Source organism: Fluviibacterium sp. S390, from assembly GCF_049800695.1.
Lineage (GTDB): Bacteria > Pseudomonadota > Alphaproteobacteria > Rhodobacterales > Rhodobacteraceae > Meridianimarinicoccus.
Genome location: NZ_JBNAFN010000021.1, coordinates 60,096 through 82,223, shown reverse-complemented (window position 1 = coordinate 82,223; position 22,128 = coordinate 60,096). Strand labels below are relative to the sequence as shown.

The window sequence follows — 22,128 nt, the reverse complement described above, 5'->3', positions numbered from 1 at the left end:
GGCCGTCCCGGCGCGGAATGAGCCGCGCGCCTGGATCAGACCAGGCGCGGATTGGGCTTGTTGCCGTCGATGTCGTATTTCTTCAGCGCCGCCGTCAGTTCATCCGTCGAAACCTTGCCGGCCTTGTACAGGTCGGTCATGGCTGCCGCCGCGATGTGATTGGCATCCACCTCGAAGAAACGACGCAGGTTCACACGGCTGTCCGAGCGGCCGTAGCCATCGGTGCCCAGAACGCTGAGAGTGCGGCCGTCCGGCACGAACCCGCGGATCTGCTCCACGTAGTTCTTCATGTAGTCGGTGGCAGCCACGATCGGTCCGCGCGACCGTTCCAGCTGATCGGTCACGAAGGCCTTGCGCTGCTCGGCCAGCGGGTTCAGGCGGTTGAAGCGGGCCACGTCCTGACCGTCGCGGGCCAGTTCGTTGAACGAGGTTGCCGACCAGATTTCCGAGGTCACCCCGAAATCTTCTTCCAGCATCTCGGCCGCCTTCATTGCCTGCACCAGAATGGTGCCCGACCCCATCAGCGTCACGTGCTTGTCGCCCGGCTTCTTCACATCCTTGAAGCGGTAGAGCCCCTTGATGATGTCCTGCTCCACACCCATCGGCATGTCCGGATGACTGTAGTTCTCGTTCATCAGGGTCAGGTAGAAGAACACGTCTTCCTGATCCACATACATTCGCTGCAACCCGTGATGGACAATCACCGCCACCTCGTAGCTGAAGGTCGGATCGTAGGTGATGCAGTTCGGGATGGTGCCGGCCAGAATGTGGCTGTGGCCATCCTCGTGCTGCAGGCCCTCGCCGTTCAGCGTGGTGCGTCCCGCGGTGCCGCCCAGCATGAAGCCGCGCGCCCGGCTGTCGCCGGCGGCCCAGGCCAGGTCGCCGATCCGCTGGAACCCGAACATCGAGTAATAGATGAAGAACGGGATCATCGGCACGCCGTGAACCGAGTACGACGTGGCCGCCGCGATCCAGTCGGCCATGGCACCAGCCTCGTTGATGCCTTCCTGCAGAACCTGACCGGATTCAGATTCCTTGTAGTACATCATCTGGTCGGCATCTTCGGGGGTATAGTGCTGGCCAAGCGGGTTGTAGATCCCCACCGAGCGGAACAGACCCTCCATACCAAACGTGCGGCTTTCATCCGGCACGATCGGCACCACCTGCTTGCCGATGTTCTTGTCCCGCAGAAGCGTGGTCAGGATACGGACAAAAGCCATGGTGGTCGAGATTTCGCGGTCGCCCGTGCTTTTCAGCTGACCCTCGAATTTCTCCAGCGGCGGGATCGCCAGCTTCGGCGTGTCGCGCCAATGCCGGACCGGGAAGGCCCCGCCCAGAGCCTTGCGGCGATCAGCCAAATAGGCTTTCTGCGCGTTGTTCAGCTGAACGAAGGGCGCTTTCGGCAGATCCTCGTCGCTGACCGGGATCTGGAAGCGATCGCGGAACGCCCGCAGCTGATCCTCGGCCATCTTCTTTTGCTGGTGGGTGGTGTTCTGGCCTTCGCCAGCCGTGCCCATGCCATAGCCCTTGACGGTCTTGACCAGCAGGCAGGTCGGTTGATCCTTGACCTCGGTCGCGCGCTTGAAGGCGGTATAGACCTTCTGCGGATCATGACCGCCACGGCGCAGCGCCCAGATCTGATCGTCGGTCCAGTCTTTCACCAGTTCGGCGGTTTCGGGGTATTTGCCGAAGAAATGCTCGCGGATGTAGGCGCCGTTCTTGGATTTGAACGTCTGGTAGTCGCCGTCAACGGTTTCATCCATCAGCTGACGCAGGCGGCCACTGGTGTCTTTCTCAAGCAGCTCGTCCCAGCCCTTGCCCCACAGAAGCTTGATCACTTCCCAGCCGGAGCCGCGGAAATTGCCTTCCAGTTCCTGAACAATCTTGCCGTTGCCGCGCACCGGACCGTCAAGACGTTGCAGGTTGCAGTTGATGACGAAGATCAGGTTGTCGAGCTTTTCGCGTGCCGCCAGATGAATGGCGCCCAGGCTTTCCGGCTCGTCCATCTCGCCGTCGCCAAGGAAGCACCAGACCTTGCGGTCGGCCATGTCGATATGGCCCCGGTTGTGCATGTATTTCATGAACCGCGCCTGGTAGATCGCCATGAGCGGGCCCAGGCCCATCGACACGGTCGGGAACTGCCAGTAGTCCGGCATCAGCCAGGGGTGCGGGTAGGAGCTGAGGCCCGAGCCGTCCACTTCCGAGCGGAAGTTCTCCAGCTGCTCTTCGCTGATCCGTCCTTCCATGAAGGACCGCGCATAGATGCCGGGGATCACATGGCCCTGGAAGAACACCAGATCGCCGCCGTGGATGGCCGACTTGGCGCGCCAGAAGTGGTTGAGCCCGACATCATACAGGGCGGCAGACGAGGCGAACGACGCGATGTGGCCGCCATATTCGCTGCTTTCCTTGTTGCGGCGCACGACGGTCGCCATGGCGTTCCAGCGGTTGATGGTGCGGATGCGCCATTCCATTTCCGAGTCGCCCGGGATTTCTTCCTGGTCGTCGGTGGGAATGGTGTTCTGGTAAGGCGTAGTCGCCGAAAACGGCAGCGTCGCACCCGCGGCGCGGGCCTGTTGCACGGCGCGATCCAGCAGGAAGTGAGCCCGGTTTGCTCCATCCCGTTCGATCACATCCGAAATGGCTTCTTGCCACTCCTGTGACTCAATCGGATCAATGTCAGTCTGTTTAGTCATAGAACAAGGTCCCCTTTCCTCTCCTATCCATGACCCTTGCACATTCGGCAAAGGCGTCAATGCTTAACCGCTTTTCGACTGCCCCAACGGCAGGAAAGCGGTCGGTGATTTCGTGGCCGGGACATTTCGTTGCGCGGTGGATGCCCTTCGGTTAACCAATTTTGCGCGCAAGAATATTTCCCCTCCCTCAGTTATTGCTGCACGAATTCAACATCTTGCAGGAATTTATGTCAGCACGCATTCCCTACCAGATTCCGCGCCTTTGAAAACCGTCGGCACATGCATACCTGACCGGCGTGATATGCATATCTTGGCTCGACCTATGCTGTGCCTGCATATCGTCTGTTACGTGATGTCTTGCCGATGCCTGGATTGAACGTGTTTGTGGGATCGCAGGACCGGTAAAACCCGGCCAGATCCGGCTTGGCGGCATAGAGATGCCCGACGTTGTGCTCGGCGGGATACTCGGCACCGCGCTGGTCCAGGATGGCAAGCATGGCGGCCTTCAGCGCCTTGGGATCGGCTCCTTTCCGGACGATGTAATCCTGATGCAGGACGTGACACATGAAGTGGCCGTAGTAGAGCTTGTGCACCAGATCGCGGGTGATCTCTTCCGGCAGGTCCTCCAGCCAGTCGCGATCGTTACGGCGCAGGGCAATGTCCAGTGCCAGGATGTCCTCGACCTCGCTCGCATGGACCGCCTGATAGCGCACCGCCGCGCCCGCTGCCGCGAACCGGTGCAGCCCGGCGATCTTGGCTTCGCGATCGGTGCATTCGAAGAAATCTCCCTCACGGTCGGCAAACAGGGTTTTCAGATAGGCCGCGGCTTCGTCGATCCCGGCATCATGCATCTTCAGGATCAGGTGGTGTTCGAAGCGCTGGCGCCACACCCGCATGCGCTTGGGCAGAATATCGGGCCACACCCGGCTGAGCCCCTGCATCATTCGGTCAGTGGCGCCGCGCAGGAAGGGGATCTTGTTCAGCCGCGCATCCATCGCGCCTTTCATGGCGAAGAACATCGGCAGCCGGTCGGTGCCCAGCTTGTCGATCATCACCACCGTGTCCTTGCCGTAGCGGTCGGAAATGTCGAACACTTCGGCGTGCATGTATTCGGCGCTGACCGGCAGGGTCGAGAATTCCGACAGGATATGACGGCGCAACGCGGTCAGATCGGCGGGATCATTGGTGCCGATATAGAAGGTCTTCTCGGCGTTATTCTTCGGATAGGTGTCCAGCCGCACGGCGAACACCGCCAGCTTGCCGGCGCATCCTGCTGACTCATACAGGCGGCGCTTGTCGGCGTTGAACCGCGCCGGGGTGGCAGCATCCACATCGCGCACCCGCGCGGCATATTCGGTGTCCGACGCGCGGCGGTTGGTGGGATCCAGCCCATCCTTCTGAAACTCTCCGCGCTCCACCCGCGACAGGATCTCTTCCGGGGTGTCGCCAAGGTCCAGGCCCAGATGGTTGACCAGTTCGATCTGGCCGTCCTCGGTCACTCGCGCAAACAGCGACAGCTCGGTATAGGACGGCCCGCGTTCCACCAGCGCACCGCCTGAATTGTTGCACACCCCGCCGATGACCGACGCGCCGATGCAGGACGAACCGATCACCGAATGCGGTTGCCGCCCCATCGGGGCCAGCAGCTTTTCCAGCGCAAACAGGGTCGAACCCGGAAGCCCCACCACCTGACGCCCGCCGTCCAGCGGGTGCAGCGCATCCATGCGGTTGGTGTTGATCAACACCACGTCGCGGTCATAGGTGCCCTTCGGGGTCGAGCCTTCGGTCAGTCCGGTGTTGGCCGCCTGCATGATGATGATCTTGTCGGCGGCCACACAGGCCTGCAGCACCCGCCATTGTTCGACCAGCGTGCCGGGACGCACCACCGCCAGCACATCGCCCTCGCCCGATCGGAACCCCTTGCGGAACCGCTCGGTCTGTTTCGCTCCGGTCAGCACATGGGCCTTGCCCACGATCGACTTCAGCGCCGTGATCAGATCTGTGTCTGTCATTGGTGCGCCTCCCCGCGCTCAGTAAGCAACTGACTGTCGCCGGGTTGCAAGGGCCGCTTTGCTGAAAACCTGCGCCAGTTTGGCATGGCGACGCGGCAACGGTGGATCAGACAGGTGTGAAATGACATGCGAGGCGTCCTTTCGAGTGGCTTGAGCGGCGTTGAGGTCAGCCCATTTGGTAAATTAAGTTGACCTCTTGATCGTTTTGCAGTGCCTCTAGCATTTAGTCGGCTGGGGTCGGGCATGACACGCTGTCGCAGAACTGCCCTGCGCTGCTTCACTCCGCTGCGTTACCCGTTGAAACATGTGCGTTTTCTTGCCAGGCTACGCGGATAGCCCGCCACGCCCACCTGACCGATGCTGTGATCTGGTGGTACAGTAAATGCACCTCGCCTGATCCGACCAAGGAGACCGCCATGGAGAATGTTCGCGCCCTGCTGACGCCGATCGACCATCATTCGGTTGCCGACAGCGTCGTCGAACAGATCGAGGACATGATCCTGGCAGGTGTGCTGAGCGAAGGCCGCCGCCTGCCGTCGGAACGCGATATGGCCGAAACCCTGGGGGTGTCCCGCCCCAAGCTGCGCGAGGCGCTGAAATTGCTGGAAGCGCGCGGCCTGTTGTCCGTCCGCCACGGCGAAGGCTCGTTCATCGCGCCGCTGACCGGCAAGGCGATGTCCGACGCGCTGATCGAGTTGTACGGCCGCCACGGCACCGCCTTCTTCGACTATCTGGAATACCGCCGCGTGCAGGAATCCTTTGCCGCGCGCCTGGCCGCGGATCGGGCGACCAAGACCGACAAGGCGATCATTCATCAATATCTTGAGGCGCTGGCGCAGGATCTGGAACGGGGCGACGGCGATGCGTCGCGCGATCACGACGTAAAGTTCCATGCGGCCATCGTGGCGGCCAGCCACAACGCGACGCTGATCCACATGATGCGGTCGATCTACGACCTGTCCAGACAGACGGTGTTCTACAATCGTGCATATCTGCGTACCATCGACGGCTCGGGAGCATTGCTGCACAAGCAGCACACCGCCATTGCCGAAGCCGTCTGCGCCCATGATCCCGACCGCGCGGCTCAGGCCGCCGAAGCGCATATCGACTTTGTCGCGCAATCCATGCGGATCGGGCTGGATCAGGCGCGCCGCGAGGCCATTGCCGCCAAACGCGCGGCCCTGCTGTCAGAAGATGTGCCGACCCCGCCCGATCAGACGTAGGGAATCACGACGGCGCCTGAACCCGCAGAAACGCATCGCGGAACCCAAGGCCCCGCAGGTCGCGCAGACGCGCCTGCGCCCGATCCTGATCGCCAAGCGGCCCGACGAACAGCACCCGCAACCGGCCCGAGCCGCGCGAGAAATCCTGCCGCAGCACCGAAAACCCCGCTTCCTGCAAGGCCAGCACGATCTCGTCGGCCTTGCGGGTCGAGGTGAAGGCCCCGACCTGCGCATAGCGGCCATCCTGCGGAAAAGTCGGGCTGACCCCGCGCCGGGTCGGTGCCAGTGCGGGCAACGCATCGGATGGCGACAGGGTCGGATCAACCTCGGCCACAGGCGGCGGCGCATCGCACACCGGCTGGCCGTCGGCGCCGATCACTTCGGCCCAAAGGGTCTGACCGGCAAGCTGGGCCCGCCAGAAGTGACAGCCGGCACTGTCGACATACTCGGGACCGGTGAAATCCTCGGGCGGTGCCTCGGCTGGTCCGGCCTGTGCAGCTTGCGCCAGTCCTGCCAGAACAACCGCCATTGCCTGCCCCCGCATCACCCTGCCCCCGATCACTTGGTGCCGAACATGCGGTCGCCCGCGTCGCCCAGACCGGGATAGATATAGCCCTTGTCGGTCAGGCCGGTGTCCACCGCGGCGGTGACAATGGGCACATCCGGATGCGCCTCTTTCATCCGCGCGATGCCTTCGGGGGCGGCCAGCAGACACAGGAAGCGAATGTTGGTGGCCCCGGCCTGTTTCAGCAGGTCGATGGCCGCGGCCGAGGAATTGCCGGTGGCCAGCATCGGGTCGACGGCAATCACCAGCCGATCCTCCAGCGCCTCGGGCACCTTGAAGTAGTATTGCACCGGCTCCAGCGTTTCCTCGTCGCGGTACAGTCCGACAAAGCCGACACGGGCCGAAGGGATCAGTTCCAGCACCCCGTCCAGCAGCCCGTTGCCCGCCCGCAGGATCGAGATCAGCGCCAGTTTCTTGCCGTCCAGAACCGGCGCATCCATTTCCATCAGCGGGGTTTCGATCCGCTCATGGGTCATCGGCATGCCGCGGGTGATCTCATAGGCCAGAAGCTGGCTGATCTCGCGCAACAGCCGGCGGAACGACCCGGTCGAGGTTTCCTTGTCCCGCATCAGGCTGAGCTTGTGCTGCACCAGCGGGTGATCGACCAAGGTCAGATGGGGAACATCATGTGGGGTCTCGGTCATCGTTAGTCTCCAGCAGTTTCAGCAGCCGCGCACGGGTTTCGGCATCGCAGAACGCGGCCTGTGCGGCGGTGACATTGATGGCCTGAAAATCCTCGGCCTGCCAGTCGAAAACTTCCGCCAGACGTTCGTATTCGCGGCTGAGGGTGGTGTGGAAGAACGGCGGATCATCGGTCGAGACGGTCACCGCCACCCCGGCGCGGCGCAACTGGTCGATGGGATGGGATGTCCAGTCGGGGAACAGGCCCAGCTTCAGGTTCGAGCCCGGGCAGACCTCCAGCACCGTGCCGCTTTCGGCCAGCCGGTCGATCAGCGCGTGATCCTCGGCGGCGCGCACGCCATGGCCGATGCGCGACACCCGCAAATCATCCAGCGCGTCGCGCACACTGTCGGGGCCGCCAAATTCGCCGGCGTGTACGGTCAGGCCCAATCCGGCCTCGCGCGCCAGATCGAAACTCCACGCGAAATCTCCGGGCTTGCCCATGCGCTCGTCCCCGCCCATGCCAAAGCCGACGATCCAGTCGCCGGCGGTTTCAGCGGCACAATGGGCGGCCTGTTTCGCCACCTCCGGCCCCATGTGGCGGATCGCGGTGACGATGCCGCGCAGGGTGACGCCGTGGCGCGCTTCGGCCTGCGTCGCGGCCTCCTGCATGGCGGCCAGATAATCGCGCCAGGCCGCAACGTCGTGATTGCCGCAAAAGGCCGGGCTGACGAATACCTCGCCATAGATCACCTGTTGCGCGGCCAGATCCTCGGCCACAGCTGTCACCAGCCGGGCATAATCCTGTGGCGTTGTCAGGACCGAGGTTGCGGCCTCGTAGACCTGCAGGAAATGCCCGAAGTCGCGGAAGGCAAAACGGCCCTGCGCGTCAAACACGCCCACCAGCCGTTGATGCTTTTCCTCAGCCAAGCGCCGGATCAGGTCGGGCGGGGCCGCCCCCTCCAGATGCAGGTGCAATTCGATGCGCTTGTCACTCACAGAAAACTCCTTCCCGGTCCTTGTGGCGGGACGCCCAGATGCGCCGCCACGCTGACGCCGACATCGGCGAAGGCCCGAAACCCAAGATCGCCGCGCCCTGCCTGCCCCTTGAGACAGCCCAGGATCGGCACCCGTTCGCGGGTGTGATCGGTGCCGCGCCATGTCGGATCGTTGCCGTGGTCGGCGGTGACCAGCAGCAGGTCGCCCTCGGGCAAGGCCTGCAGCAGGCGACCGATTTCCGCGTCCACCCATTCCAGCGCGCGGGCGTATCCCGAAACGTCGCGGCGGTGTCCATACAGGCTGTCAAACTCCACAAGGTTGGTGAAGGTCAGCGATCCGGGTTCGGCCTGTTCCAAGGCGCGGTGCAGGGCGGTCATCAGGTCGGCGTCCGGACCCTTGACCACATCGTCGATCCCCTGCCCCGAAAAGATGTCCTTGATCTTGCCGATGGCATGCACCTTGCGTCCGGCCCTCTGCACCCAGTCGCACAGGGTCGGCGCGGGCGTGGCCACGGCGAAATCGCGGCGATTTGCGGTGCGGGTGAACCCGTCTTCCGGCGTGCCGACGAAGGGCCGTGCGATGACCCGGCCCACCCGCATCTCGTGCAGGATCGGTGCGGCGGCGCGGCACAGGTCCAACAGGCGGTCCAGCCCGAAATGCTCTTCATGGGCAGCGATCTGGAACACACTGTCGGCAGAGGTATAGCAGATCGGCCAGCCGGTGCGCAGATGCGCGGCCCCCTCCTCGGCGATGATGACGGTGCCCGAGGCATGGCGGTTGCCCAGAATCCCGTCGGTACCCGCCAGGTCGCAGATGCGGGCGGTCAGATCGGCGGGAAAGCTTGGGTTGGTGTCGGGGAAATAGTGCCAGTCCCAGGGCACCGGCACGCCGGCCAACTCCCAATGGCCCGAGGGCGTGTCCTTGCCTTTCGACACTTCTTCCCCGGCCCCGTAGAACGCATCGGACCGCAGCGCGCCCGTGTCGCCCAGCACCGCGCCGGTCGAGGCCGCCATGACTTGCCCCAGCCCCAGCGAGGCCAGAACCGGCAGTTGCAAGGGCCCCCTGCGGCCGTCCTCGGCCCGGCCCTCGGCGCAGGCGCGGGCGATATGGCCCAGCGTGTCGGCACCTGCATCTCCGAAATCGGCGGCATCGGGCGCGCCGCCGCAGCCCACGGAATCGAGCACCACCAGAAAGGCACGTGTCATGCGTTCACCCGTTCATGAATCAAGGGCGGAGTCGCCGTCTTCTCACCCACCTGAATGGCGCGGCGGATGGCGTCCGTGGCATCTTCGGCATCGGCCTCGGTGGCGGCGTGCACAAGGCACAGCGCATCGCGGGGACCAAGCCGCTGGCCCAGCAGCACCACCTCGGTCAGGCCGACGCGCGGGTCGATGGCATCGCCCGCGTGGCGCCGCCCGCCGCCCAGGTTGCGCACCACCTCGCCCAGCGAAACCCCGTCGATGGCACAGACATGGCCCGAGGTGCCTGCCGCAACCGGGCGGATCACCGGGGCGGCGGGCAAGTAACCGTCGGGATCATCCAGCAAGTCGGCGGGCCCGCCCAGGGCGTGCATCATGCGCTCGAACCGCTCGGCCGCCTGCCCGTTCTGCAAGACCTCAAGCGCAGCCTGCGCGGCGGACTCGGGCGTGGCATAGGCACCGGCCAGTTCCAGAAGTTCGCCGATCAGGGCCAGCGACAATTGACACAACCGACTGTCGGGCCGCGGGTCTCGCAGCACTTTCAATACCTCGTGCAACTCGACCGCATTGCCGACCGCCGGGGCCAGCGGCTGGTTCATGTCGGTGATCAGCGCGCGGGTGGCACAGCCCGCGCCATTGGCGGCGCGGGTCAGCGCCTGTGCCAGGTCGCGCGCCTGTTGCGGGGTTTTCATGAAGGCGCCGCTGCCGCCCTTCACGTCAAGGATCAGTGCCCGCGCCCCGGCGGCCAGTTTCTTCGACAGGATGGAGGCGGTGATCAGCGCCTGGCTTTCCACCGTCGCGGTTTCGTCGCGCAGCGCATAGAGCCGCCGGTCTGCCGGCGCGATGGTGTCCGAAGCGCCGACCACGGCGCAGCCGACCTCGGCCACCAGCCGTTGCAGCCGCGCACCCGAGACGGTGGTGTCCACCCCGGCCACCGCTTCCATCTTGTCCAGCGTACCGCCGGTATGGCCCAGACCCCGGCCGGACATGAAAGGCGCATAGGCCCCAAGGGCCGCCACAACCGGCGCCACCACCAGCGAGGTGCTGTCGCCCAGCCCGCCCGTGGAATGCTTGTCCACCACCGGCCCCGGCAGATCCCAGGACAAAACCCGCCCGCTGTCGCGCATGGCGATGGTCAGGGCGACGGTCTCGGCCTCGCTCAACCCGGCCTTGCAGACGCCCATGGCGAAAGCCCCGCCCTGCGAATCGCTGACGCTGCCCTCGGCCAGCCCGACTGCAAAGCCTGCAAGCTCGGCGTCGGTCAGCGGCTGGCCCTCGCGCAGCTTGGCCAGAACATGGCGCGGGTCCATTATTCAGGCCCCGTCCATGTCCGATTGCGTGAAAGCTCCGGGCAGCAATGCGCCGATGGTGGTTTCCTCGACCTGCCCGCCGGTTGTGGCCAGGGTGACCTTCACATCCGCGCCGCCGAACTCTGCCAGTTTCTGACGGCAGCCGCCGCAGGGCGGCACCGGGCGCGGGCTGTCGGCAATCACCGCCACCGCCTGCAACCGTTTGTCCCCGGCGGCGATCATCGCGGCGATGGCCCCGGCCTCGGCACAGGTGCCTTCCGGATAGGCGGCGTTTTCCACGTTGCAGCCGCGATGGACGGTGCCGGCGTCGGACAGAACCGCTGCCCCGACCTTGAAGCCCGAATAGGGGGCATGAGCATTTTCGCGCACGGCGCGGGCTTCGGCGATGAGATCCATCAGATCCTCCGTCTGTTCGGGCCAGATTGCGGCGCGCACCGGCCCATTGCAAGACCTGCCCCGGCGGATCACACGGAAGTTCCAAGAAAGATGCGCGCATCTGTGGACTGGTGTTAACCCTGTCACAGCACTAGGACTTATCTGTCCAAAGACCAGGGGGAAACATGTCCGACGACACCGGTGACAGCCTGCGCAACGAGGCGCTGTATTATCACGAATACCCGAAACCGGGGAAACTGGAGATCCGCGCGACCAAGCCCATGGCCAACGGCCGGGATCTTGCGCGCGCCTATTCGCCCGGTGTGGCCGAAGCCTGTCTGGAAATCGCCAAGGATGCGACGCAGGCCAGCCGCTATACCGCGCGTGGCAACCTTGTTGCTGTCGTGACCAACGGCTCGGCCGTGCTGGGGTTGGGCAACATCGGGGCGCTGGCGTCCAAGCCCGTGATGGAAGGCAAGGCCGTCCTGTTCAAGAAATTCGCCAATATCGACTGTTTCGATATCGAGCTGAACGCCACCGATCCCGAACAACTGGCCGACATCGTCTGCGCGCTGGAACCGACCTTCGGCGCGATCAACCTTGAAGACATCAAGGCGCCCGACTGTTTCATTGTCGAAGAAATCTGCCGCAAGCGCATGAACATTCCGGTGTTCCACGACGACCAGCACGGCACCGCCATTGTCGTGGGGGCTGCGGCCACCAACGCGCTCAAGGTCGCCGGCAAGGGCTTCGAGGACATCAAGGTCGTCTCAACCGGCGGCGGCGCGGCGGGCATCGCCTGCCTGAACATGCTGCTGAAGCTGGGGGTGAAACGCGAGAACGTCTGGCTGTGCGACATCGAGGGGCTGGTCTATGAAGGCCGCGAGGCCGAGATGACGCCGCAGAAGGCCGCTTTCGCCCAGCCCACCGACCAGCGCACGCTGGATCAGGCGATCGAAGGTGCGGACCTGTTTCTGGGCCTGTCCGGTCCCCGCGTCCTGACGCCCGAGATGGTGGCAAAGATGGCCCACCGCCCGATCATCTTCGCGCTGGCCAATCCCACGCCCGAGATCATGCCGGATCTCGCCCGCGAGGTAGCACCTGACGCGATCATCGCCACCGGCCGGTCGGACTTTCCCAACCAGGTCAACAACGTCCTGTGCTTTCCGTTCATCTTCCGAGGCGCGCTGGACGTCGGTGCCAGCGAGATCAACGACCAGATGCAGGTCGCCTGCGTCGAAGGCATCGCCGCGCTGGCCCGCGCCACCACCAGCGCCGAAGCCGCTGCCGCCTATCAGGGCGAACAGCTCAGCTTCGGGGCCGACTACCTGATCCCGAAGCCCTTCGATCCACGGCTGATGGGTGTGGTGGCCAGCGCCGTGGCCAAGGCGGCCATGGAAAGCGGTGTGGCGACCAAGCCGCTGGATGATCTGGCCAGGTACAAGGCGGAACTGGACGGTTCGGTGTTCAAATCGGCGATGATCATGCGCCCGGTGTTCGAGGCCGCGGCCTCGACCGCGCGGCGCATCGTCTTTGCCGAGGGCGAGGACGAACGCGTGCTGCGTGCCGCCCATGCGGTGATCGAGGAAACCACCGAGACCCCGATCCTGATCGGCCGTCCCGATGTCATCGCCACCCGTTGCGAACGCGCCGGCCTGTCAATCCGCCCCGAACGCGACTTCGACGTGGTCAACCCCGAGAACGATCCGCGCTACCGCGCCTATTGGGAAACCTACCTGGAACTGATGGCCCGCAAGGGCGTCACCCCGGACCTGGCGCGCGCCATCATGCGCACCAACACCACCGCCATCGGTGCCATCATGGTCCATCGCGGCGAGGCCGACAGCCTGATCTGCGGCACCTTCGGCCAGTACCTGTGGCATCTGAACTACGTCGACCAGATCCTGGGCACCAAGGAGTTCCACCCCGTCGGCGCCCTGTCGCTGATGATCCAGGAAGACGGGCCGATCTTCGTTGCCGACACCCATGTGCATCCCGAACCGACGCCCGCGCAACTGGCGGAAACGGTTCTGGGCTGCGCCCGGCACATGCGCCGTTTCGGCGTGTCGCCCCGGATCGCGCTGTGCTCCTCGTCGGAATTCGGCAGCCTCGACATCTATTCGGGCCGCACCCAGCGGGCCGCGATGGAGATCCTCGACAGCCAGCCACGCGACTTCACCTATGAGGGCGAGATGAACGTCGACACCGCCCTGCGTCCCGAACAGCGTGAGCGGATCTTCCCGCACAGCCGGTTCGAGGGCGCGGCCAACGGGCTGGTCTTTGCGACCTCGGACAGTGCCTCGGCGGTGCGCAACACGCTCAAGACCAAGGCCAGCGGACTGGAGGTCGGACCGATCCTGATGGGCATGGGCAACCGCGCCCATATCGTGACCCCGTCGATCACCACCCGCGGCCTTTTGAACATGGCGGCCATCGCCGGGACGCCGATGTCGCACTACAGCTGACCCGATCGGACCGGCCGGACACCCCTCGGGTCCGGCCGGTCCGAACATGTTAACGCTTTACTTTAGCGCAAACAGAATAATATCGCTGATTTTCAGAGAGATAAGAGCCATTCACGCGACATTTTCAGATTGAATTTACAACCTCTCGGGCAACTATCTGAAAATCTGTAAATTCCTTTTCGAATTGGCCGTGTTGGCACAACTGTCACCTTGCCGGAAGGGAAACCCTGCATATTGTGTCCGTAACCGAGGAGGACGCATTCATGAAGTATTCGGACGTTTACAAAGGCTGGCAGGAAGACCCCGAAGGGTTCTGGATGACTGCAGCCGAGCAGATCGACTGGGTCGAAAAGCCCACCAAGGCTCTGTTCGACGAGAACGCTCCGATCTACGAATGGTTCTCGGACGCGAAGGTCAACACCTGCTGGAACGCCGTCGACCGCCACGTGGAAGCCGGACATGGCGACCGGATCGCCATTATTCACGACAGCCCCATCACCCATTCCAAGCATGAGATCACCTATGGCGAGTTGCGCGACCGCGTCGCTTCGCTGGCCGGAGCCCTGCGCGCCAAGGGCGTGGAAAAGGGCGATCGCGTGATCATCTACATGCCGATGGTGCCCGAAGCGCTGGAAGCCATGCTGGCCTGTGCCCGCATCGGCGCCATCCACTCGGTCGTGTTCGGCGGGTTTGCCGCCAACGAACTGGCGGTGCGCATCGACGATGCCCAGCCCAAATGCATCATCGCCGCCTCCTGCGGGTTGGAGCCGGGCCGCGTGGTCCACTACAAGCCACTTCTGGACGGCGCCATCGATCTGGCCAAGCACAAGCCGGACTTCACCGTGATCTTCCAGCGCGATCAGGAAGTTGCCAAGCTGATCGACGGCCGCGATTTTGACTGGCACGGCTTCCAGTTCGGCGTCGAGCCCGCAGAATGCGTACCGGTGGAAGGCAACCATCCGGCCTATATCCTCTACACCTCTGGCACCACCGGCCAGCCCAAGGGTGTGATCCGCGCCACCGCCGGGCATCTGGTGGCCCTGCGCTGGACCATGGAAAACATCTACAAGGTCGCGCCGGGCGAAGTGTTCTGGGCCGCATCCGACGTGGGCTGGGTCGTGGGCCACAGCTATATCTGCTACGCACCGCTCATCAACGGCTCCACCACCATCGTCTTCGAGGGCAAGCCCGTGGGCACGCCGGACGCCGGCACCTTCTGGCGGGTGATCGAAGAGCATAAGGTCAAGTCGTTCTTCACCGCGCCGACCGCCCTGCGTGCCGTCAAGCGTGAAGACCCGACCGGCGAATTCGTCAAGAAATACGATACCCGCGGCATGCAGGCCGTGTTCCTGGCCGGCGAACGCGCCGACCCCGACACCATCCTGTGGGCCCAGGCGCAACTGCATGTGCCGGTCATCGACCACTGGTGGCAGACCGAGACCGGCTGGGCCATCGCCGCGAACCCATTGGGGATCGAGGAATTGCCGGTCAAGCTGGGCTCGCCCGCGCTGCCGATGCCGGGCTACCAGATCGAGATCCTGGACGAAGGCGGACACCCGGTGAAGAACGGCGAGTTGGGCGCCATCGCGATCAAGCTGCCGCTGCCGCCGGGCACACTGCCGGGCCTTTGGAATGCCGAAGAGCGGTTCAGGAAAAGCTACCTGCAGCAGTTCCCCGGCTACTATGAGACCGGCGATGCGGGCATGAAGGATGAAGACGGCTATGTCTACATCATGGCGCGCACCGATGACGTCATCAACGTGGCCGGTCACCGCCTGTCCACGGGCGGCATGGAAGAGGTTCTGGCCGCGCATCCGGAGGTGGCCGAATGCGCCGTCATCGGCGTCACCGACCAGTTGAAAGGCCAGATACCGATGGGCTTCCTCTGCCTGAATTCCGGCGTCACCCGGGACCATGGCGAGATCATCAAGGAAGTGGTCAAGCTGGTGCGCGAAAAGATCGGCCCCGTGGCCGCCTTCAAGCTTTGCGTCGTGGTAGATCGCCTGCCCAAAACCCGTTCGGGCAAGATCCTGCGCGGCGTGATGGTCAAGATCGCGGACAGTGAAGAGTTCAAGATGCCCGCCACAATCGATGATCCCGCCATTCTGGACGAGATCAAGGTTGCGCTACAAAGTATTGGTTACGCGAAATAAGTCACGTGGCAATTGTGAAGATCGGGCCGCGCCTTCGGGGGCGGCCCTTTTCGTGTCCGGAAAGCATGGCTCAGGTGAACTGTTCGCGGATCAGCCGTTCTTCCAGCCCGTGACCGGGATCGAACATGATCTTGTGCTCGATCGAAGGATGGCTTTCGATCTCGACCCATTCCACATTCCTGACTGACCGGCCGTCGGCATCTGCCATCACCGGGCGCTTGTCGGCATCCATCACGTCGAATCGCACCTTCGAGGTCTGGTGCAGCAGCGCCCCGCGCCAGCGCCTTGGCCGGAACGCGGCCATGGCGGTCAGGGCCAGCACGTCGGACCCCACTGGCAACACCGGCCCATGCGCCGAGTAGTTGTAGGCGGTGGAGCCCGCGGGCGTACAGACCAGCGCCCCGTCACAGACCAGTTCTTCCAGCCGCACGCGACCATCGATGCTGATCCGCAGCTTGGCGGCTTGCGGTCCGGCACGCAGCAGCGACACCTCGTTGATGGCCAAGGCCGATTGCACCGTGCCATCGGTGCACCCGGCCCGCATCTGCAACGGCTGGATGGTGGTGACCTCGGCCGCATTCAGACGCTCTTTCAGGCGCACGATGGAATATTCGTTCATCAGGAAGCCAACGGTGCCCCGGTTCATGCCGTAGACCGGCACCGAAAGCTCATTGGTGCCGTGCAGGGTCTGCAACATGAAGCCGTCGCCACCAAGGGCCACGATCACATCGGCCTTTTCCGGCTCCACATGACCGTACAGCGCCGAAAGCTCGCGGCGTGCGCTTTGGGCGACCGGCGACTCGCTGGCCAGAAAGGCAATCTTGTTCATCCGGACCGTCCCTGTATGCAGGCGTCCTTCGTTCTTCGCGCGGTCCTTGCGGAAAGGCAAGCGCGGTGGCTGCCAGTGTGCCGCAATCTGCCGGGGCCAAGCCGTTTTGTGGGCTTTCGTTCAGCCCCGTCCTTGCGTACACAGCGGCATCGCCGCAAGGCTGTTCCCACCCGCAGGAGTGATGCCCCATGAACACCCCGCACCGTACCGACGGATTCTTCACGGAAGCCCTGTCCGAACGCGACCCGGAACTCTTTGGTGCCGTCGAGAAAGAGCTTGGCCGCCAGCGTGACGAGATCGAGCTGATCGCCAGCGAGAACATCGTCAGCCGCGCCGTAATGGAAGCGCAAGGCACCGTCCTGACCAACAAATACGCCGAGGGTTATCCCGGCCGCCGCTACTATGGTGGTTGCCAATTCGTGGACATCGCCGAGAACCTCGCGATCGACCGCGCCAGGCAGCTGTTTGACTGCGCCTTTGCCAATGTGCAGCCGAACTCGGGGTCACAGGCCAACCAGGGTGTCTTTCAGGCATTGATCCAGCCCGGCGACACCATCCTGGGCATGTCACTGGACGCGGGCGGTCACCTGACCCACGGCGCACGCCCGAACCAGTCGGGCAAATGGTTCAACGCCGTACAATACGGCGTGCGCAAGCAGGACAACCAGCTGGACTATGACCAGGTGGAAGAACTGGCCAAGGAGCATCAGCCGAAGCTGATCATCGCCGGCGGCTCGGCCATTCCGCGTCAGATCGACTTCAAGCGGATGCGCGAGATCGCCGATATGGTCGGTGCCTACCTGCATGTGGACATGGCCCATTTCGCCGGTCTGGTGGCGGGTGGCCAGCACCCATCGCCCTTCCCGCACGCCCATGTGGCCACCACCACCACGCACAAGACCCTGCGCGGCCCGCGTGGCGGCATGATCCTGACCAATGACGAGACCATCGCCAAGAAGGTCAATTCGGCCATCTTCCCCGGCATTCAGGGTGGCCCGCTGATGCATGTGATCGCCGCCAAGGCCGTGGCCTTCGGCGAGGCGCTGCGCCCGGAGTTCAAGGACTATGCCCGCCAGGTCATCGTCAATGCGCAGGCGCTCAGCGACCAGCTGATCAAGGGCGGACTCGACACCGTGACCCATGGCACCGACACCCATGTGGTGCTGGTGGACCTGCGCCCCAAGGGCGTGAAGGGCAATGCCACCGAGAAGGCTCTGGGCCGCGCCCACATCACCTGCAACAAGAACGGTGTGCCGTTCGATCCCGAGAAACCGACCGTCACCTCGGGCATTCGTCTTGGGTCTCCGGCGGGCACTTCGCGCGGGTTCGGCGAGGCCGAGTTCCGCCAGATCGCCGATTGGATCATCGAGGTGGTCGACGGGCTGGCCGCCAATGGGGAAGACGGCAACGCCGAGGTCGAGGACAAGGTGCGCGCCGAGGTTCAGGCGCTGTGCGACCGCTTCCCGATATATCCGGGCCTGTAACCTGTCCGGGGCCGCCTATTGCGGCCCCAACACCCCGCGCCACGCCAGGACCGTGATCAGCAGCGCGACAAACACCAGCATTCCGAAGGCATAGCCCGCGATCTGGCCCAACAGCCGGTCGCGGCGCTCTTTCTCGGGGTTCAGGTGACGCACATGCGCCCGAAGCCGTGCCTCGGCCTTGGCCACGCGGGCCGGATCGACCATGTGGCACAGCTTGGGATGACCCGAGATCATTTCCATCTGGATCAGGTAGTCCGCCTCGCGGCGCAGCCGTCTGGGCAGCAACCGTCCGGCCCGGCCGACCACCGTCGTCAGGTCATGGCCCGGCACGTCCAGCTTTTCGCCCATGCGGTTGGCCAGCGCCGAAAACTCCTGATCCGTCTGCGTCTTTCTGGCCATACCCTGCACCCTGCCCGTCACCTGCTTGACATCCCCCGGGCCGCGCCCGGATATGGTCTTCGAACCATAGGCGGAGGCTGTCGGTGCTGGCAACTACAAGACATGGGCAGGTGACCGAGGGCCGCCCGCTGCTGATCGTGCACGGGCTGTTCGGGTCGGGCCGCAATTGGGGCGTGATCGCGCGGAACCTGTCGGCGGAGCGTCCGGTGCTGACCGTCGACATGCGCAACCACGGTGCCAGCGACTGGACGAACACCCACAGCTACCCCGAGATGGCGGCCGATCTGGCCGAGGTCATTACTGATCATGGCGGCGAGGCCGATGTGCTGGGCCATTCCATGGGCGGCAAGGCGGCAATGGTGCTGGCCCTGACCGATCCGGGCAAGGTCAATCGCCTGATCGTCGCCGACATCGCTCCGGTCAGCTACAGCCACAGCCAGATGCAATTCCTGCGCGCCATGCGCGATCTGGACCTGACCGGTGTGACCAGCCGCGCGCAGGCCGACCGCAAACTGCGCGACCAGGTGCCCGAACTGGCGATCCGCGCCTTCCTGCTGCAATCGCTGGACATGGCCGAGGGCCGCTGGCGGCTGAACCTGCCCACGCTGGAACAGGACATGGACAAGATCCTGTCCTTCCCTGCGCTGGAGGCCACTTTCACCCGCCCGACCATGTTCCTGGCAGGCGGTGCCTCGGACTACGTCCAGCCCGAACACCGCGGCGAGATCAAGCGCCTGTTCCCCGGCGCGGTGGTGGTCAAGATCCCGCGCGCGAACCATTGGCTGCACGCCGAGAAACCCCGCGAATTCGAAGCCGCCGTCACCCAGTTCCTGGCCCGCACCGCTGACCGCTAAGGGCTGAATTGGGGCATGCCACGGCTGTCCGTTCCTGCGCCACGGGGACAGGCACCGCAGGACTTGAACTCCCCCAAGCGATGCCGCACAAGCAGTTCAGCGGCCCCTTAGCTCAACTGGATAGAGCAGCGGACTTCTAATCCGCAGGTTGAGGGTTCGAGTCCTTCAGGGGTCGCCAGCACAAACAGCCAATCCCCTGTTTTGCTCCATTGGGGCTGCATTCCAACGCCCCACCAACAAGCGTCGCGTCCCCGCAAGGTTGAGCCTTCGCTGGGACACCACCGGTTGAACCCCGTCGTAAGTGCCGGGAAACCATCTTCGTGCGCGGGGTGACACGCGGTCTGGGCGTTCCGCCACTCTCCTCTGGCAGAACCCTCCTGCTCCCCCCTGATGCAGCGCCGTGACGATCACGAATTCCGGCATCGCTTGTCGCAGCGCCGGCCCTGCTCCACCCCGGCCATGGGACGGAAAAAGTTGGTCCGCCAATGCCGGGTCTTCATGAGCACAATGACGAAATCCAGTTCGTCGGGCTGGTCGCCGGGCGGCCCGTGGCGACATGGTTGATCAGGGCATCGCACCGGGCGGCCGCTGTTCCGACGCCGCCAGCTATTCCCAAGGGTTGGCCGTCCTGATGGTCGCCGCAGTTGTCCTGGCCCTTGCGGCACGGCTCTGGGTGGCACGCGGCCAACCTCAGGCCGGAACCACGTCGACCGATCGCAACCACCCGGCGGCAGTGCCTCTGGCCTACGCCGCCCATCTTTCGGCGCTTGGTGCCGTGCGCAATCTTGCCGCAACGCCGTTCACCATGGCGCTGAACATGTTCCTCGCCGGTGTCCGATCCAATGTTCAACGGCCCGCCGCTACCCCCGCGCTGTCGGTCACCTTTGGGGAATTGCGCGACGTGGTTGAGCCGCGCGGTTAGCTCGGCCTTGCAATCCCCTGGGCGGAGCCCGCCATGATTGCCCAAAGGCTGCCCAATGGAGCCACACAACGCTGCGCCAGATCCCGGACCCACGTCAGACCTTTCCAATCCGGGTCCAAACCGTCAGTCTGTCGGGCGAGGGAGCACCACACATGGCGATTATCGGAACCAAGACCCCCTATTCCTATCGGGACGACCCTTCGGTCCCGGATTTTGACGACACCGGACCTGTTGCGGTCATGGACGGGGAATGCGCCCTGTGTTCATGGGGCGCGCGCACTATTGCACGGCTCGATCGCGCCGGGGAATTCCGGATCTGCCCGACCCAGTCGCCAACCGGCGCGGCACTGGTCCGGCATTTCGGGCTTGAGCCCGAAGATCCCGAGACGTGGCTTTTCCTTGAAAACGGGCAGGCCTGGTCGGGGATGGAGGCGATCATCCGGATCTGGGCGCGTACGGGCGGTGCCGGACGGCTTGCCTCGATTATGCGTGTGCTGCCGCGCGGCGGTCGGGAATGGCTTTATCGCCGGGTTGCACACAACCGCTATCGCTTCGGGCGCAGCGACATGTGCGCCCTGCCTGACCCTGAACTGGCCCGCCGGCTTTTGACCTGATCTGCACCGAAGCCTGGGCGCCGCATCCCGTCCCACACTAGGGACGCGCGCCATGCGATTGAGAACGCGCGATTTGTCCCGTTGGCGTCAATCATATTGACTTCGTGACAGGCTCCTGTCTCCTTCAATGATGATGTCAACACATGCAGCTTTGGCGATTTGCGGCACCGTCGGATGGGCGCGCCTGGGCTTTCGATGGAGTCTGCGGTCCGGCTGGCCGAAAATATCCTCGCACAGGCGCAACGCATGACCGTGGCCAGGGACCATGCGACGGATCGAAAGACGGGCGCGTTTTCGGTCGAGATGGGCACGGCGGGCGTCGGCCTTCTGGCCTTTTCCGGAGACTGGACCCTTCAGGCAAAGGCGCCGGGCTCTGCGGCCATTGCCTCGGCCCTCGCCGCCGGCACCGGGATCCGGCGCATCGGGTTCGACACCGATGCACTGGCACAATGGGACAGCACCTTCATCACCGCGATCCTGGGCGTTGTCGCGCAGGGCAAGGCTGCCGGGATCGATGTTGATCTTGGCGGTCTGCCCGCCGGGGCGCAAAGACTTGTCACCCTGGCCACCGCCGTGCCCGAGCGGCAGGGCGCGCGGCGGACCGCGACGCGGGACGGGTTTCTGGTCGGGCTGGGGAAGTGGTGGCTTGCCAGCTACAAATCCATGCAGGACTCGCTGGCCTTCGTCGGCGAGGCGACCATCGCACTGGCACGTTTTTCGGTCGGACGGGCACGGTTTCGGCGCGTCGATCTGATGATCGCGCTGGAGGCCTGTGGGCCGAAGGCCCTGCCCATCGTGACCCTGATCTCGGTTTTGATCGGTTTGATTCTTGCCTTCGTCGGCGCCATCCAGTTGCGCCAGTTCGGGGCGCAGATCTATGTCGCCGATCTGGTCGCCATCGCCATGGCGCGCGAGATGGCCGCGATCATGACCGGCATCATCATGGCCGGCCGCACCGGGGCAGCCTTTGCCGCGCAACTGGGCACCATGCAGGTCAACGAGGAGATCGACGCCTTCCGCACGCTCGGCTTCTCGCCGATGGAGTTCCTTGTCCTGCCGCGCATGCTGGCGTTGATCGTGATGATGCCGCTGCTGTGCATCTACGCGAATATCCTTGGCATTCTGGGCGGCGGCATCGTGGGGATCTGGATGCTGGGCCTGACGCCCACGGCCTATTACGTCCAGACGATCGCCAGCGTCAGCCTGACAGATTTTGGCATCGGCATTTCCAAAAGCGTGATCTTCGGCATCGTTGTTGCCCTGGCAGGCTGCCTCAAGGGTCTGCAGTCGGGCCGCAGCGCTTCGGCCGTGGGTGACGCGGCCACCTCGGCGGTGGTCCTGTCCATCGTGATGATCATCGTGCTCGACGGATTTTTCGCAGTGGTAACAAGCATCATGGGGATCTAGG

The 22,128-nt window shown here is 64.2% G+C and carries 18 protein-coding genes and 1 tRNA gene; 9 read left to right on the top strand and 10 right to left on the bottom strand.

The window, feature by feature from the left end:
- Positions 1–35: 35 nt before the first annotated feature.
- Entirely contained in the window at positions 36–2,696 is a 2,661-nt protein-coding gene (gene aceE / locus ACP15K_RS15820; RefSeq protein WP_193140781.1) for a pyruvate dehydrogenase (acetyl-transferring), homodimeric type, read from the bottom strand.
- Positions 2,697–3,016: 320 nt separating this feature from the next.
- The gene (dld, locus tag ACP15K_RS15815; protein ID WP_424990949.1) at positions 3,017–4,708 is read right to left on the bottom strand and encodes a D-lactate dehydrogenase; all 1,692 of its coding nucleotides are present in this window, start codon (positions 4,706–4,708) and stop codon (positions 3,017–3,019) included.
- A gap of 416 nt (positions 4,709–5,124) precedes the next feature.
- Here dld and ACP15K_RS15810 point away from each other — a divergent pair, with 416 nt between their 5' ends.
- Positions 5,125–5,931: a FadR/GntR family transcriptional regulator gene (locus tag ACP15K_RS15810; protein ID WP_424990948.1), complete on the top strand. Its 807-nt coding sequence runs from the start codon at positions 5,125–5,127 to the stop codon at positions 5,929–5,931.
- Positions 5,932–5,935: 4 nt separating this feature from the next.
- Here the strand turns inward: ACP15K_RS15810 and ACP15K_RS15805 are convergent, their stop codons facing one another.
- The 6 genes from ACP15K_RS15805 to ACP15K_RS15780 are packed head-to-tail and all read right to left on the bottom strand — an operon-like array spanning position 5,936 to position 11,021.
- Positions 5,936–6,460, bottom strand: a complete 525-nt coding sequence (locus ACP15K_RS15805; RefSeq protein ID WP_424990947.1) for an SPOR domain-containing protein — start codon at positions 6,458–6,460, stop codon at positions 5,936–5,938.
- A gap of 29 nt (positions 6,461–6,489) precedes the next feature.
- On the bottom strand, positions 6,490–7,140 hold the full coding sequence (gene upp, locus ACP15K_RS15800; RefSeq protein WP_193140785.1) for a uracil phosphoribosyltransferase: 651 nt from the start codon (positions 7,138–7,140) through the stop codon (positions 6,490–6,492).
- Positions 7,121–8,116: an adenosine deaminase gene (locus tag ACP15K_RS15795; protein ID WP_424990946.1), complete on the bottom strand. Its 996-nt coding sequence runs from the start codon at positions 8,114–8,116 to the stop codon at positions 7,121–7,123. The genes upp and ACP15K_RS15795 overlap by 20 nt, the downstream gene beginning before the upstream one ends.
- A complete protein-coding gene (locus tag ACP15K_RS15790; protein WP_424990945.1) occupies positions 8,113–9,321 on the bottom strand; it encodes a phosphopentomutase in 1,209 nt (402 codons plus the stop codon). Before ACP15K_RS15790 ends, ACP15K_RS15795 begins: the two co-directional genes overlap by 4 nt.
- Complete coding sequence (locus ACP15K_RS15785; RefSeq protein ID WP_193140788.1) at positions 9,318–10,625, bottom strand: thymidine phosphorylase; 1,308 nt, start codon at positions 10,623–10,625, stop codon at positions 9,318–9,320. Before ACP15K_RS15785 ends, ACP15K_RS15790 begins: the two co-directional genes overlap by 4 nt.
- A 3-nt stretch (positions 10,626–10,628) precedes the next feature.
- Positions 10,629–11,021 carry a cytidine deaminase gene (locus tag ACP15K_RS15780; RefSeq protein WP_193140789.1) on the bottom strand — a complete coding sequence of 131 codons (393 nt, stop codon included), beginning with the start codon at positions 11,019–11,021 and terminating at the stop codon, positions 10,629–10,631.
- A 164-nt stretch (positions 11,022–11,185) separates the two neighbouring features.
- Here ACP15K_RS15780 and ACP15K_RS15775 point away from each other — a divergent pair, with 164 nt between their 5' ends.
- Positions 11,186–13,465, top strand: a complete 2,280-nt coding sequence (locus ACP15K_RS15775; RefSeq protein WP_424990944.1) for an NADP-dependent malic enzyme — start codon at positions 11,186–11,188, stop codon at positions 13,463–13,465.
- A 263-nt stretch (positions 13,466–13,728) separates the two neighbouring features.
- On the top strand, positions 13,729–15,618 hold the full coding sequence (gene prpE, locus ACP15K_RS15770) for a propionate-CoA ligase PrpE (protein ID WP_193140791.1): 1,890 nt from the start codon (positions 13,729–13,731) through the stop codon (positions 15,616–15,618).
- A gap of 70 nt (positions 15,619–15,688) precedes the next feature.
- Here prpE and ACP15K_RS15765 read toward each other — a convergent pair whose 3' ends face one another.
- The gene (locus tag ACP15K_RS15765) at positions 15,689–16,447 is read right to left on the bottom strand and encodes an NAD kinase (RefSeq protein WP_193140792.1); all 759 of its coding nucleotides are present in this window, start codon (positions 16,445–16,447) and stop codon (positions 15,689–15,691) included.
- A gap of 188 nt (positions 16,448–16,635) precedes the next feature.
- Here ACP15K_RS15765 and glyA point away from each other — a divergent pair, with 188 nt between their 5' ends.
- The gene (gene glyA, locus ACP15K_RS15760) at positions 16,636–17,931 is read left to right on the top strand and encodes a serine hydroxymethyltransferase (protein ID WP_424990943.1); all 1,296 of its coding nucleotides are present in this window, start codon (positions 16,636–16,638) and stop codon (positions 17,929–17,931) included.
- A gap of 15 nt (positions 17,932–17,946) precedes the next feature.
- Here glyA and ACP15K_RS15755 read toward each other — a convergent pair whose 3' ends face one another.
- Entirely contained in the window at positions 17,947–18,330 is a 384-nt protein-coding gene (locus ACP15K_RS15755; RefSeq protein ID WP_193140794.1) for a hypothetical protein, read from the bottom strand.
- An 83-nt stretch (positions 18,331–18,413) separates the two neighbouring features.
- Between ACP15K_RS15755 and ACP15K_RS15750 the strand changes: the two genes are divergently transcribed.
- The 5 genes from ACP15K_RS15750 (at position 18,414) to ACP15K_RS15730 (ending at position 22,127) form a co-directional block, all read left to right on the top strand.
- Entirely contained in the window at positions 18,414–19,184 is a 771-nt protein-coding gene (locus ACP15K_RS15750) for an alpha/beta fold hydrolase (RefSeq protein ID WP_424990942.1), read from the top strand.
- 101 nt (positions 19,185–19,285) lie between these two features.
- Positions 19,286–19,362 (top strand) — tRNA-Arg (locus ACP15K_RS15745).
- A 378-nt stretch (positions 19,363–19,740) separates the two neighbouring features.
- Complete coding sequence (locus ACP15K_RS15740) at positions 19,741–20,106, top strand: hypothetical protein (protein WP_424990941.1); 366 nt, start codon at positions 19,741–19,743, stop codon at positions 20,104–20,106.
- 152 nt (positions 20,107–20,258) lie between these two features.
- Complete coding sequence (locus ACP15K_RS15735; protein ID WP_424990940.1) at positions 20,259–20,720, top strand: thiol-disulfide oxidoreductase DCC family protein; 462 nt, start codon at positions 20,259–20,261, stop codon at positions 20,718–20,720.
- Positions 20,721–20,915: 195 nt separating this feature from the next.
- Entirely contained in the window at positions 20,916–22,127 is a 1,212-nt protein-coding gene (locus tag ACP15K_RS15730) for an MlaE family ABC transporter permease (RefSeq protein ID WP_424990939.1), read from the top strand.
- The last annotated feature ends 1 nt before the right edge of the window (position 22,128 follow it).